This is a genomic window from Streptomyces sp. WMMC940 (genome assembly GCF_027460265.1).
In the GTDB taxonomy this organism is placed as follows: Bacteria; Actinomycetota; Actinomycetes; order Streptomycetales; family Streptomycetaceae; genus Streptomyces.
Map to the genome: position 1 here is coordinate 4,695,946 of NZ_JAPZBC010000001.1, position 12,639 is coordinate 4,708,584.

10 protein-coding genes and 1 other RNA gene are annotated in these 12,639 nt (G+C 70.9%); 10 read left to right on the top strand and 1 reads right to left on the bottom strand.

Annotated features, from left to right (window positions below; translation table 11 throughout):
* Positions 1 to 27 precede the first annotated feature (27 nt).
* From ftsX to ssrA, 4 genes are all read left to right on the top strand, one after another.
* Complete coding sequence (gene ftsX, locus O7595_RS20630) at positions 28 to 945, top strand: permease-like cell division protein FtsX (RefSeq protein WP_269730130.1); 918 nt, start codon at positions 28 to 30, stop codon at positions 943 to 945.
* 68 nt (positions 946 to 1,013) lie between these two features.
* Positions 1,014 to 2,183, top strand: a complete 1,170-nt coding sequence (locus O7595_RS20635; RefSeq protein WP_269730132.1) for a S41 family peptidase — start codon at positions 1,014 to 1,016, stop codon at positions 2,181 to 2,183.
* A gap of 18 nt (positions 2,184 to 2,201) precedes the next feature.
* Positions 2,202 to 2,681 (top strand): SsrA-binding protein SmpB, encoded by a 480-nt coding sequence (gene smpB, locus O7595_RS20640; protein WP_269730133.1) that lies wholly within the window; start codon positions 2,202 to 2,204, stop codon positions 2,679 to 2,681.
* 93 nt (positions 2,682 to 2,774) lie between these two features.
* Positions 2,775 to 3,144: a transfer-messenger RNA gene (ssrA, locus tag O7595_RS20645) on the top strand.
* A 59-nt stretch (positions 3,145 to 3,203) separates the two neighbouring features.
* Here ssrA and O7595_RS20650 read toward each other — a convergent pair.
* A complete protein-coding gene (locus O7595_RS20650; RefSeq protein WP_443071677.1) occupies positions 3,204 to 4,463 on the bottom strand; it encodes an MFS transporter in 1,260 nt (419 codons plus the stop codon).
* A gap of 83 nt (positions 4,464 to 4,546) precedes the next feature.
* On the opposite strand from O7595_RS20650, the gene O7595_RS20655 reads away from it, so the two are divergent.
* From O7595_RS20655 to O7595_RS20680, 6 genes are all read left to right on the top strand, one after another.
* Positions 4,547 to 5,512: a LysR family transcriptional regulator gene (locus O7595_RS20655; RefSeq protein ID WP_269730134.1), complete on the top strand. Its 966-nt coding sequence runs from the start codon at positions 4,547 to 4,549 to the stop codon at positions 5,510 to 5,512.
* Between the two features lie 235 nt (positions 5,513 to 5,747).
* Positions 5,748 to 6,392 (top strand): hypothetical protein, encoded by a 645-nt coding sequence (locus O7595_RS20660; protein WP_269730135.1) that lies wholly within the window; start codon positions 5,748 to 5,750, stop codon positions 6,390 to 6,392.
* A 75-nt stretch (positions 6,393 to 6,467) separates the two neighbouring features.
* Positions 6,468 to 8,591, top strand: a complete 2,124-nt coding sequence (locus O7595_RS20665) for a bifunctional polysaccharide deacetylase/glycosyltransferase family 2 protein (protein ID WP_269732561.1) — start codon at positions 6,468 to 6,470, stop codon at positions 8,589 to 8,591.
* Positions 8,588 to 9,862 carry an acyltransferase family protein gene (locus O7595_RS20670; RefSeq protein WP_269730136.1) on the top strand — a complete coding sequence of 425 codons (1,275 nt, stop codon included), beginning with the start codon at positions 8,588 to 8,590 and terminating at the stop codon, positions 9,860 to 9,862. The genes O7595_RS20665 and O7595_RS20670 overlap by 4 nt, the downstream gene beginning before the upstream one ends.
* 107 nt (positions 9,863 to 9,969) lie before the next feature.
* Positions 9,970 to 11,322: a nitrate/nitrite transporter gene (locus O7595_RS20675; RefSeq protein ID WP_269730137.1), complete on the top strand. Its 1,353-nt coding sequence runs from the start codon at positions 9,970 to 9,972 to the stop codon at positions 11,320 to 11,322.
* Between the two features lie 75 nt (positions 11,323 to 11,397).
* Complete coding sequence (locus tag O7595_RS20680) at positions 11,398 to 12,552, top strand: uroporphyrinogen-III synthase (protein ID WP_269730138.1); 1,155 nt, start codon at positions 11,398 to 11,400, stop codon at positions 12,550 to 12,552.
* The last annotated feature ends 87 nt before the right edge of the window (positions 12,553 to 12,639 follow it).

The window sequence follows — 12,639 nt, forward strand, 5'->3', positions numbered from 1 at the left end:
GGTAGAGGAAAGGCTGAAACACTCGCCATGCGCGCCCAGTTCGTACTGTCGGAGATCGGCGTCGGTCTCCGCCGCAATCTGACGATGACCTTCGCGGTGATCGTCTCCGTGGCCCTGTCGCTCGCCCTCTTCGGTGGCGCCCTGCTCATGCGTGAACAGGTCAGCACCATGAAGGACTTCTGGTACGACAAGGTCAACGTCTCCATCTACCTCTGCAACAAGAACGACGCGGAGACGGACGAGAAGTGCTCGAAGGGTGCCGTCACCGCCGAGCAGCGGGACCAGATCAAGTCCGACCTCGAAGAGATGAACATCGTCGAGGAGGTCCACCACGAGTCCGCCGACGAGGCCTACAAGCACTACCGCGAGCAGTACAGCGACACGGCCATCGCCACCGTCATCACGCCGGACCAGATGCAGGAGTCGTTCCGGGTCAAGCTGAAGGACCCGGAGAAGTACAAGGTCGTGGCGACCGCCTTCGCCGGCCGTGACGGCGTCCAGTCCATCCAGGACCAGCGCGGCATCCTGGAGAACCTCTTCAACATGATGCGGGGCATGAACGTCGCCGCCCTCTTCATCATGGGACTGATGCTGGTCATCGCGCTGATGCTGATCGTCAACACCGTGCGGGTGTCGGCGTTCAGCCGCCGGCGTGAGACGGGGATCATGCGTCTCGTGGGAGCGTCCAGCTTCTACATCCAGATGCCGTTCATCATGGAGGCCGCCTTCGCCGGCCTGCTCGGCGGTCTGGTCGCCTGCGTGATGCTCCTGGTCGGCCGGTACTTCCTCATCGACGGCGGGCTGGCCCTCTCCGAGAAGATGCCGCTGGTCAACTTCATCGGCTGGGACGCCGTGATAGCGGTACTGCCGCTCGTCCTCGTGATCGGGCTTCTGATGCCCTCCATGGCCGCTTTCATCGCGTTGCGCAAGTACCTGAAGGTGTGACGAGCGCCCCGGGCGCCGTACGGGTCAACGACCCTACGGCGCCCTTCGCTTGTCCTAGAGTGGGCGCCATGTTGGGCCCCGGATCACCCAAGGTGCCCCGTGGCCTGCGCCACGGGGCGGTCCTGACGCTGGTGTTCGCCGGCGCCCTCGTCACCGGTTCCGCGACGGGGCTGCTGCCCATCGATGACGTCGAGCCGCCGGAGCCCCGCGTGCGGGCCGCCGCCGCCACGGTCGACCGCGACGAGATCGCGCGGGCCGCCGCCGAGGCCGCCGCGGACGGCAAGTCCGGCGCCAAGGCGGCGGAAGAGGTAGTGAGCCGCAGCGGGGACCGCTGGGGCGCGGTGTACGACAAGGGCGAGTACGAGGAGTTCGCGCGCGCCCTCGACGGCTCGTACACCGGCGTCGGCCTGTGGGCCAGGCGCGGCGCCGACGGCCGGGTCGAGGTCGCCCGCCTGCAGCGCGGCGGTCCCGCCGAGAGGGCCGGCGTCCGCGTCGGCGACCAGCTGCGCACGGTCGACGGCGCCCGGATAGACGGCCGGCCCGTCAGCGAGGTCGTCCGGCTGCTGCGCGGTGACGGCAAGAGCGCCGGCGCCGGCTCGTCCGTCGTGCTCGGTCTCCAGCGCGGTGACCGCACCTGGGACCGGACGCTGCAGCGGGCCCGGCTCGCCACCGAGGCGGTCACCGTCCGCAGGCTGGGCGGCGAGGCCGTGCTGATCAAGGTCGCGGCCTTCACCAAGGGCACCGGGGAGCGGGTGCGGCAGGCGGTGGATTCGGCTCCCGAGGGCGCCGGGGTCCTGCTGGACCTGCGGGGCAACGGCGGCGGGCTGGTCTCCGAGGCCGTCACTGCGGCGTCCGCCTTCCTGGACGGCGGGCTGGTCGCCACGTACGACGTGCGCGGTGAGCAGAAGGCCCTCTACGCCCGGCCCGGGGGGGACACCGGGCGGCCCGTCGTCGCCCTCGTGGACGGCGGCACGATGAGCGCGGCCGAGCTGGTCACGGGCGCCCTCAAGGACCGGGGCCGCGCCGTCACCGTGGGCGCCCGCACCTTCGGCAAGGGGTCGGTGCAGATGCCGGAGCGACTGCCCGACGGCTCCGTCGCGGAGCTCACCGTCGGTCACTACCGCACCCCGTCCGGTCACGACGTCGACGGCCGGGGCATCACCCCGGACCTGGCCGTGAGCGAGCGGGCCGAGGAGCGGGCGCAGACGGTATTGAGTGGCCTCGGGGCGGGGTCGTAGTGCGAAAATGACCGCACTATGGCTAAGGAAAAAGGGCGCAAGCTGATCGCGCAGAACAAGAAGGCGCGGCACGACTACCACATCCTCGACACCTACGAGTGCGGTCTCGTGCTGATGGGTACCGAGGTGAAGTCGCTGCGTCAGGGGCGTGCCTCGCTGGCGGACGGGTTCGTCCAGATCGACGACCACGAGGCGTGGCTGCACAACGTCCACGTGCCGGAGTACAGCCAGGGCACCTGGACCAACCACAGCGCCCGGCGGAAGCGGAAGCTGCTGCTGCACCGGGTGGAGATCGACAAGCTGGAGTCGAAGTCCCAGGAGACGGGTCACACGATCGTCCCGCTCGCCCTGTACTTCAAGGACGGCCGGGCCAAGGTCGAGATCGCCCTCGCGAAGGGCAAGAAGGAGTACGACAAGCGGCAGACCCTGCGGGAGAAGCAGGACCGCCGCGAGGCCGACCGGGCGATGTCCGCGGCGCGCCGGCGGCAGCGGGCCTGAGCCGGACGCGCGGAATACGCTGGCACGGTCGTGCGTTGGTCACGTACGATGGCTCCTGCCCTCCTCGAGGGGGCAGGTTTGAAAAATCAACATGGGGATGATCGGTTTCGACAGCGGCTGTCGAAGCAGGGGAAGCGTGTCGAGGAAGCGGCAATGATCTCGTAAACCATATGTCGCAACCAATAATCGCCAACACCAAGCGCGATTCCTTCGCCCTCGCTGCCTGAGTAGCGACTCGCGAAGTGTCAGCCCGGGGCTGTTCCCGACCCGGATCCTGGCATCAGCTAGGGAACTAAACCTCTAGGCCCGGTCACGGGGTGTAGAGGGAAAACAAACAGTGGCTGAGCCCGTCGGAGACTTGTCCGCGTGATCTCCGGGGCCGAGAAAATCGCAGCGGACTGCACACGGAGAAGCCCTGATTCCGCACCGTTGGACGCGGGTTCGATTCCCGCCATCTCCACCAGTGGAACATCCGGGGGCTCGCCCCCGGACACCGCACCCCATGTGGGCGAGGCCCGGCTGTCACGACAGCCGGGCCTTCGTCATGCGGGCCGGCAGCAGCGCCAGCGCCAGTGCCAGGGCGGCCGCAGTGACGGGGATCGCGTAGCCGTGGACGGCGCCCACGTGCTCCACCGTCCAGCCCCCCGCCGCCGAACCGGCCGCGATCCCGCCGAGCAGCGCCGTCACGGCCAGGGTCATGCCCTCGTTCAGCTGCCCCGCCGGGGTGATGCGCTGGATCGTGGTCATGCCGGTCACCATGGTCGGCGCCGTCGCCATGCCGGCGAGCAGAAGCGCGCCCGCCAGCGCGAGCAGGGAGCCCGTGCCGGCCGCCGCGAGCAGCGGCAGCGCCATGAGGAGCGTCATCGCGGCCAGCCAGGTCCGCAGCCGGGCCGTACGGCGGACCCGGCCGTGGACGAGGCCCGCGAGGAACGAGCCGGCGGCCTGGAGGGCCAGCACCGCACCCGCCGCCGGACCGTCCACGAAGGCGATCGTGACGACCTCCATCGAGCCGAAGACGGCTCCCGTGGCGAGGAAGACGGCGAGCATCGGCGCCATGCCGGGCGTGCGCAGCGGGGAGCGGGGCTTCACGCTCCTGTCCGACACGGGTGGCTCGGTGGACCGCTGGGCCGCGAACAGGACCACGCCCGTCAGCAGCAGCCCCGCGCCGACCAGGGTCCCGGCCTCAGGGAAGAGCCCAGCGCAGAGCCAGGCGGCGAGCACCGGACCGAGCATGAAGCACAGCTCGTCGGCGGCCTGCTCGAAGGAGTTCGCGGTGTGCCGGGCGGCCGGGTCGCCCTTCAGCAGGTGGGCCCAGCGGGCCCGGGACATCCCGCCGGTGTTGGGCGTCGTGGCGGTCGCGGCGTGTGCGACGAAGAGCGTCCAGTCGGGGGCTCCGTGACGGACGCACAGCACCAGGGCGAGCGAGCCGAGCACGGCCAGCACGGTGGCGGGGACGGCGACGCGGGCCTGGCCGTACCGGTCGACCAGCCGTGCCGTCCACGGGGCGACGAGCGCGGTCGCGGCCAGGCCGGTCGCCGTGACGGCGCCGGCGAGGGCGTACGAGCCGCGCTGCCCGGCGATCATGATCACGGCGCTGACGCCGAACATGCCCATGGGCAGCCGGGCGAGGAGGTTCCCGGCGGTGAAGGCCCGGGCCCCGGGCACGGCGAAGAGCCGGCGGTACGGGCCCGGTGGACGGGAGCGTCCGGGCTCCCCGCCCCGGGACGCCAGGACCAGGGTCCCGCCGGACGTGGTCATCTGCGGTGAGGTCGACTGCGGCATGGCTCAAGGTTCGCGACGAGGTCCCCCGGTGGTCCAACACCTGTTCGGGGCCCATTGACGCACTCCTGTTGTAAGTTCTCGGGGTGTCCCAGGACCTCGAACCCCGTCTGCTCCGCGCCTTCCTCGCGGTCGCCGCCGAACTGCACTTCACCCGGGCCGCCGCCCGGCTGTACGTCGCCCAGCAGGCGCTCAGCCGCGACATCCGGCGGCTGGAGCGGGCGGTGGGCTCCGAGTTGTTCGTCCGGACCACCCGGCAGGTGCGGCTCACGGCCGAGGGCGAGCGGCTGCTGCCCTACGCACGGCGGGTGCTGGACGCCCACGACGCCCTGGCCTCCGCCTTCGCCGATACAGAGCGCCCGCTGCTCGTCGACGTGGGCGCCCCGGTGGGGACGGCCCACCGGCTGCTCGGCGAGGCCCGCGGTGCGGCCCCCGGCCTGGAGTTCGTGGCCCGCTACCTCAGCGGGCTCACCGGCGCCGCCGCGGAGATCGTCGCCGGCCGGCTCGACGTCTCCTTCGGCAGGATCGCCGGGATCGACGCGGCGCTGCGCTCCGAACTGGCCCACGAGCCGGTGCGCTACGAGCGGATGGCCGTACTGCTCCACGACGCCCATCCGCTCGCGGCGCTCGACGCGGTGCCGGTGGACGCCCTGGCCGGGGAGACCCTGTACGCCGGCGCGGGCAACGCGGCCACCGCGGAGTGGACCGACCTCGCCGCCCGGCTCTTCGCCGGCCGCGGAATACGCATGGCCGCCCCCTTCCCCGAGATAGCCGGGCCGGAGGAGTTCGTGCGGGTGGTGCGCAAGCACGGCTGGTCGGTGCTGGCGAGCACCGAGTTCCTCCCGGTGCCGGGCATGGTCGTGCGGCCGCTCGTCGACCCCGTGCCGCTGTCGCCGGTCTCGCTGGTCCGGCGGCGCGGTCTGAGCCACCCCGGCCTCGGCGTCCTGCGTTCCGTCGCGGCCGAAATCGCCGCGTCGGAAGGGTGGCTGGACGTGCCGCCGGACGGCTGGCTGCCGGACGGCGACCGGGCCGCTATGGCGCGGAACACCTGACTCCGCGGCCCGGCCGTCAGCCGCGTGCGCTACATTCGTGGTCCGGGTGCAACGTGGTAGGGGGTGCTCGGCCCGGGTTTAGGGGGCCCGGTCCGACGGCAGGCGTCCGGTTCCGCCGGCGCTCCCACCTCTCCGTTCAGTGGGGGAAGAGCGTACAGCAGTGGAAAACAGGCCAGAAAAGTCCCGAATAGGGCACAGTCATGACCCCAATGAGGTCACGATCCAGATCGACAGCGTGGAGTTCAGGAACCTCCAGGCTGCCCGGATGAACCCCGGGACCCCTCAAGAAGACGCCGACGGGCCCGTGTTCGTCGACGAGAGCGGCCGTCGCAGCAAGAAGTTCCGTCGCATCGGATGGGTGCTGGCGCTCGTCTGCGCCGGCTATGCCGTAACCCTCGTGGTCGCCCTCATCGGCGGCAACTCCAACGCGCCGTCGCTCCTCATCCCCGGGCCGGCGGACGACAAGGCGGACACCGCCGAGGAGACCCCGGGGCCCTCCGAGGCCCCGTCGGCCCCAGCCGGTGCCGAGGTCGTCGCGGGCGTCCCCTCGCCCTCCGGCAGCCCGGCCGACGTGCCGCGGCAGCCCGCCGGGTCCGCCGGCGAGCCGGGCGGCGACCGGAGCGGCAGCCCGTCGGGCGCCTCCGGCAGCGGCGCGGCCACCACCGGCGGCGCCGGCACCGGCGGGGCGACGACCGACCCGAAGCCCACCGTGTCCACGGCACCGGGCGGCACGGGAGGCGCCGGGAACACCGGCGGCACGGGCGGCGAGGAGCCGCCGCCGGACCCGGTCGACCCCACACCCAGCGAGACCGCGACGGAAGAACCCACCGGCGAGCCGGTGGCACAGGGCCAGCAGCTGGCCGGGGAAGGTGCCGGCTAGATGACCGCCTCCAGCAGACGGGCCGTCCGGCGCAAGAAGAGTGCCAGGCGGTCCGCCGCTCGGCGCAGGCTTCCCATGCGCTATCTGCTGCCCTCGCTCTTCCTCGTCGCGCTCCTCGCGATGCTCATGCTGCGCGGCTATGTGCACAGCGAGATCCTCGCCGACCACCGTGTGCGCCCCCCGGCCTCCAACGGCCAGGTGCCCCAGCAGATACTGAACGGCGGGCCCGTCATCGACGCCCGAACCCCCGGCGAGCCCAAGGCGCTCAGCGTCCCGGACAAGAACCTGGTGCTGACCTTCGACGACGGGCCCGACCCGGTGTGGACGCCGAAGGTCCTCGACAAGCTGAAGCAGTACGACGCCCATGCGGTGTTCTTCGTGACCGGCACGATGGCCTCCCGCCATCCGGAACTGGTGCAGAGGATGGTCGCGGAGGGCCACGAACTCGGCCTGCACACCTTCAACCACCCCGATCTGGCGCTCCAGACGCAGAGCCGGATCGACTGGGAGCTCTCGCAGAACCAGCTGGCGCTCGCGGGCGCCGCCGGTATCCGCACCTCGCTGTTCCGGCCCCCGTACTCGTCCTTCTCGGCCGCCCTGGACGACAAGTCCTGGCCGGTCACCGAGTACATCGGCAGCCGCGGCTACATCACCGCGTTCAACGACACGGACAGCGAGGACTGGAAGCGCCCGGGCGTCGAGGCGATCATCAAGCGCGCCACTCCCGAGGGCACCAAGGGCTCCATCGTGCTGATGCACGACTCCGGCGGTGACCGCTCCCAGACCGTGGCCGCCCTCAGCCGCTTCCTGCCCGACATGGAGGAGCGCGGCTACCGGTTCGCGAACCTCACCGAGGCACTCGGCGCGCCCAGCGCCCACACGCCGGTCAGCGGACCGGAGCTGTGGAAGGGCAAGGCGTGGGTCGGCGCCGTCGCCGTCTCCGAGAGGACCACCTCGGCACTGACCGTCGGCCTCGCCGTGATCGGTGTGCTGGTCTTCCTCCGCTTCGGCCTGATGCTGCTGCTCTCCTTCGGCCACGCCCGCAAGGTGCGCCGCCGCCGCTTCCGATGGGGTCCGGCCGTCACCGAACCCGTGACGGTGCTGGTCCCCGCGTACAACGAGAAGGAGTGCATCGAGAACACGGTGCGCTCGCTGATGGAGAGCGACCACCCGATCGAGGTCATCGTCATCGACGACGGCTCGTCGGACGGGACCGCCGACATCGTCGACGACATGTGGCTGCCCAATGTCCGGGTCGTGCGCCAGGCCAACGCGGGCAAGCCGGAAGCCCTCAACAACGGCATCCGCAACGCCCGCCACGACATCATCGTGATGATGGACGGGGACACGGTCTTCGAGCCGTCCACCGTCCGCGAACTGGTCCAGCCCTTCGGCGATCCGCGCGTCGGCGCCGTCGCGGGCAACGCCAAGGTCGGTAACCGGGACAGCCTGATCGGTGCCTGGCAGCACATCGAGTACGTCATGGGCTTCAACCTGGACCGCCGCATGTACGACGTGCTGCGGTGCATGCCCACGATCCCAGGCGCGGTCGGCGCCTTCCGCCGCCAGGCCCTGGAGCGGGTCGGCGGCATGAGCGACGACACCCTCGCCGAGGACACCGACATCACCATGGCCATCCACCGCGACGGCTGGCGCGTGGTGTACGCGGAGCGGGCCCGCGCCTGGACCGAGGCGCCGGAGTCCGTGCAGCAGCTGTGGTCCCAGCGCTACCGCTGGTCGTACGGCACGATGCAGGCGATCTGGAAGCACCGCCGCTCCGTGATCGAGAGCGGTCCCTCCGGCCGCTTCGGCCGGGTCGGCCTGCCGCTCGTCTCGCTGTTCATGGTGCTGTTCCCACTGCTCGCCCCGCTGATCGACGTCTTCCTGCTCTACGGGCTCGTCTTCGGCCCCACGCAGAAGACGGTCGTCGCCTGGCTCGGCGTCCTCGCCATCCAGGCCGTGTGCGCCGCCTACGCGTTCCGGCTCGACAAGGAACGCATGGTGCATCTGATCTCCCTGCCCCTCCAGCAACTCCTGTACCGGCAGCTCATGTACGTGGTGCTGCTCCAGTCCTGGATCACCGCCCTCACCGGCGGCCGCCTCCGCTGGCAGAAGCTGCGGCGCACCGGAGTGGTGGAGGCGCCGGGTTCGATTCCGACCCAGCGCCAGGGCAGTGACGAGCGGAGGCCCGTCGGATGACCTCGCCCCCGCTCGACCTGGGCGACACCCCTCCGGCCGGGGCACGGCACCGGGCCGGCGCGACCGCGCTCGCGGCCCCTCAGACCGCGCCCTCCGCCGCTCCGAAGCGGCCGGGCCGGGACCGCTACCTCGACCTGCTGCGCTCCATCGCCCTGGTTCGCGTGATCGTGTACCACATCTTCGGCTGGGCCTGGCTGACGGTGCTCTTCCCGTCGATGGGCGTGATGTTCGCGCTCGCCGGCTCGCTGATGGCGCGCTCGCTGGCGCGGCCCGCCTGGGGCGTCATCCGGGGCCGTGTCCGGCGGCTGCTGCCGCCGATGTGGGCGTTCTCGGCCTTCGTCCTGCCCGTGATCTTCTACTTCGGCTGGAAGCCGGTGAAGGAGGAGGGGATCTGGTGGTTCGTCAAACTGGCCTGGTACATCGTCCCGGTCGGCGCGCCGCCGTACCCCTGGCACAGCGGTGACGCCTCGGGCCTGCTCGAGGACACCTGGGCGGTCCAGGCTGCGGGTCCGCTCTGGTACATCCGCGCCTATCTGTGGTTCGTGATCGCCTCGCCGCTGCTGCTGTGGGCCTTCCGCAGGCTGCCGTGGGCGACGCTCCTCGCCCCGCTCGCGCTCACGGCGGTCGTCGGCTCCGGGTTGTTCAAGATCCCCGGCGAGACGGGCAACGCCATCACCGACTTCGCCACCTACGGATCCTGCTGGGTGCTCGGCTTCGCCCACCAGGAGGGCATGTTCGAGAAGCTCCCGCGGTACGTCTTCGTGTCCGCTTCCTCGCTGATCATGGCCTTCGGCCTGTGGTGGGCGTCGTGGCATCTGGGCCCGGACGGCTGGGACCTCAACGACATCCCGCTCGCCCAGGCCACCTGGTCGTTCGGTTTCTGTGTGATCCTGCTCGCGTACTCCCCCTCCTGGCAGCGGCTCCCGGGGAGGCTCGCGCACTTCGACGGCCTGATCACCCTGTCCAACAACCGGGCCGTGACGATCTACCTCTGGCACAACCTGCTGATCATGGCGACGATCCCGGTCATCGATCTGCTCTGGAGGATCCCGGGCGTCTGGCCGACGTACTCGGGCTATCTGGAGCGGGCGTACCCGGTCCTCATGCTGATCGTCGTCTTCCCGCTCATCGGGTTGATGATCATGGCCGTGGGTTGGCTGGAGGACGTCGCCGCCAAGCGCCGCCCCCGACTGTGGCCGAACGGCGCGACGCGGGAGAAGGCGCCGAGGGGGAGGGCCGTCCGCGGACGGGGGCGCTCACACCGCGTCTGAGCACCTGGTGAGAGCAAGGTTCCACCGCGGTCATCTCGCGCCACGGAGCTGAAACCCGCCGTGCCTAGCGTCGGGTCCACTACCCGGAGCATCAGTGGAGGCACGCCATGGCCGGCAGGTGGATCGAGCAGTGGGACCCGGAGGACGAGACGTTCTGGGAGGCGGAAGGCAAGCACATCGCCAAGCGGAACCTGATCTTCTCGGTGATCTCCGAGCACATCGGATTCTCCGTGTGGAGCATGTTCTCGGTGATGGCCCTCTTCATGGGGCCCCAGTACGGCATCGACCCGGCGGGGAAGTTCTTCCTGGTCGCCGTCGCCTCTCTGGTCGGCGCGGCACTGCGGGTGCCCTACGGGTTCGCGGTCGCCCGGTTCGGCGGCCGGAACTGGACGATCCTCAGTGCCGGCATGCTGCTGGTGCCGACCGTCGCCCTGTTCGCCGTCATGGAACCGGGAACGTCGTACACCACCTTCATGGTGGTCGCGATCCTCACCGGCGTCGGCGGGGCGAACTTCGCCTCCTCCATGACCAACATCAACAGTTTCTATCCGCTGCGCCTCAAGGGCTGGGCGCTCGGTATGAACGCGGGCGGCGGCAACATCGGCGTGGCCGTGGTGCAGCTGCTCGGTCTGCTGGTCATCGCGACCGCCGGAGCCACCCAGCCGCGGCTGCTGGTGGGCCTCTACATTCCGCTGATCATCATGGCCACCGTGCTCAGCGCCACGTACATGAACAACCTCGGTCCGGTGAAGAACGACTCCGGCGCCGCCAAGGAGGCCGTCAGGGACAACCACACCTGGATCATGTCCTTCCTCTACATCGGCACCTTCGGCTCCTTCATCGGCTACAGCTTCGCCTTCGGACTCGTCCTGCAGAACCAGTTCGGCCGTACCCCGCTGCAGGCCGCCTCGCTCACCTTCGTCGGCCCGCTGCTCGGTTCGCTCATCCGTCCCGTCGGCGGCCATCTCGCCGACCGGCTCGGCGGGGCGAGGGTGACCCTGTGGAACTTCGCCCTCATGACCGCCGCGGTCGGCGTGGTGGTGGCCGCCTCCGTGCAGAAGTCGCTGACCCTGTTCATCGCCGGATTCATCGTCCTGTTCATCCTCACCGGCATCGGCAACGGGTCGACGTACAAGATGATTCCCGGCATCTACCGGGCCAAGGCGCAGGCCAAGGGCCTCTTGGGCGAGGAGGCCCAGATCTACGCCCGACGGCTGTCGGGAGCGACCATGGCCCTGATCGGCGCGGTCGGTGCCTTCGGCGGGCTCGGCATCAACCTCGCCCTTCGGCAGTCCTTCCTCACCTCGGGCAGCGGGACGAGCGCCTTCGTGGTCTTCCTCGGCTACTACGTGCTGTGCTTCGCGGTCACCTGGGCGGTATACCTTCGCAGGCCCGCACGGACCGTCGCACCGGCCACGACGACCGAGAAGAAGCCGCAGCTCAGCTACGCCGAGGTGTGAGCAGGAGTGCCTCGTAACCACGGGGAAACGCAGCCGAACCGAGCCTGTCACGCTTCCTTGCCAGGCTCGGTCGGCATGTACCACGAACAGCACGCCGCCGCCGCGGTCGCCCCGCTCTCGGGCTTCACGGTCGGGGTCACCGCGGCCAGGCGCGCGGACGAACTGGGCGCGCTGCTGCAGCGCCGCGGGGCCACGGTGCTGCACGCACCCGCCCTGCGGATCGTGCCGCTCGCGGACGACGGCGAGTTGCTCGCCGCCACCAAGGAACTCATCGACAACGCCCCGGACGTGGTGGTCGCCACCACGGCGATCGGATTCCGGGGCTGGGTGGAGGCCGCCGACGGCTGGGGCTTCGGCGAGGAACTGCTCGCCTGCCTGCGCGGCGTCGAGCTCCTCGCCCGCGGCCCGAAGGTGAAGGGCGCGATCCGGGCGGCCGGGCTGACGGAGGAGTGGTCGCCCACGTCCGAGTCGATGGCCGAGGTGCTGGACCGGCTCCTCGACGAAGGCGTCGCGGACCGCCGGGTGGCGCTGCAGCTGCACGGCGAACCGCTTCCGGGATTCGTCGAGGCGCTGCGGGCCGGGGGCGCCGAGGTCGTCGTCGTCCCCGTCTACCGGTGGATGCCCCCGGAGGACCTCGCTCCGCTGGACCGGCTGCTCGACGCGACGGTGGGGCGGTCCCTGGACGCGGTGACGTTCACCAGCGCCCCCGCCGCGGCATCGCTGTTCTCCCGCGCCGAGGACCGCGGAGTGCTGCCGGAGCTGCTCGACGCCCTCGCCCACGACGTGCTGCCGGCCTGCGTGGGACCGGTCACGGCCCTTCCGCTCCAGGCGCGGGGGCTGGACACGGTTCAGCCCGACCGCTTCCGGCTGGGCCCGCTCGTCCAACTGCTCTGCCTCGAACTTCCCTCGCGGGCCCGGACCTTGCCGGTGGCCGGCCGCCAGGTCGAGATCCGCGGTCATGCCGTCCTCGTCGACGGCGTCGTACGGCCGGTGCCGCCGGCCGGGATGTCGCTGCTCAACGCCCTGGCCCGCCGCCCCGGCTGGGTCGTCTCCCGCGCGGAACTGCTGCGTGCCCTGCCCGGCGCCGGCCGTGACGAGCACGCCGTGGAGACGGCGATGGCCCGTCTCCGCACGGCCCTCGGCGTCCCCAACCTCATCCAGACCGTGGTGAAGCGGGGCTACCGGCTGGCACTCGACCCGGCGGTCGACACCAAGTACGCGGACGCCTGAGGGGGCGCGGGGCGCCAACGCCGGCCCCCGCGGGCCCGGTGACGGCACCTCGCGGCGACGGCGCCGCCGACGCCCGCGCGGTGAACA